Origin of the sequence: Pseudomonas shirazensis, from assembly GCF_014268785.2 — a bacterium.
In the GTDB taxonomy this organism is placed as follows: Bacteria; Pseudomonadota; Gammaproteobacteria; order Pseudomonadales; family Pseudomonadaceae; genus Aquipseudomonas; species Aquipseudomonas shirazensis.
The window spans coordinates 1-264 of sequence record NZ_JABWRD020000017.1 but is presented as its reverse complement, the minus strand read 5'-3'; the positions used below and the strand labels follow the sequence as shown (position 1 = coordinate 264).

Genomic DNA, 264 nt, shown 5'->3' with positions numbered 1-264 from the left:
CCGGCATCACCCGCACCTGCAAGCAGACCTTGCTGTATTCCGACCTTGATCAGGTCGTCAACCGCACCTGGGAAGACGGCAGCAGCACAGGTCAGGAGACCTTCGACTACGACAACCGGGGCCGCCTGATCCTCTACACCGCCGACCCCGCCATCGCACCCGAAGACCCGTTTGGCAACCGAGTGACCAAGCAGGTCTTCTGCTTCAACGGCCTCGACGGCTACAAGCAGGTCGACAGCACCTTCGCTGGCGGCGGCACCGACA

General features: G+C 63.3%; 1 protein-coding gene. It reads left to right on the top strand.

Features of this window, described 5'->3' with window-relative positions; translation table 11 throughout:
* On the top strand, nucleotides 1-264 hold a 264-nt coding region (locus HU736_RS21690), incomplete at both ends, for a hypothetical protein (RefSeq protein ID WP_217862407.1).